At 55.3% G+C, this 347-nt stretch carries 1 protein-coding gene; it reads right to left on the reverse strand.

The genetic code is table 11. From position 1 onward, the window contains the following. The coding region (locus KDM89_RS20730) for a MutS N-terminal domain-containing protein (RefSeq protein ID WP_463322640.1) at positions 1 to 340 on the reverse strand (340 nt) is incomplete at its 3' end. Between the last annotated feature and the right edge of the window lie 7 nt (positions 341 to 347).

The raw sequence follows: 347 nt of genomic DNA on the forward strand, positions 1-347 counted from the left end.
GTTGCGTCAGGCACAGCGCCAGCAGTGGTCGCTCTGATTTTTCAGGTAACAGATCAGTATCGGTCAGGGTGCCAGGCGTGACGACGCGCATGACTTTGCGCTCTACCGGCCCTTTGCTGGTGGCCGGATCACCGATCTGCTCACAAATCGCCGCAGATTCGCCCATCTTAACCAGCTTGGCCAGATAGGGTTCCAGCGAATGAAAAGGGACGCCTGCCATTTTGATAGGCTCGCCACCTGAGCTGCCACGCTGGGTCAGGGTGATACCCAGCAGACGCGATACTTTCTCTGCATCGCCAAAAAACAGTTCATAAAAATCGCCCATGCGATAAAACACCAGCGTATCC

The organism is Cognatundibacterium luofuense (genome assembly GCF_018139685.1).
Lineage (GTDB): Bacteria > Pseudomonadota > Gammaproteobacteria > Burkholderiales > Burkholderiaceae_D > Undibacterium > Undibacterium luofuense.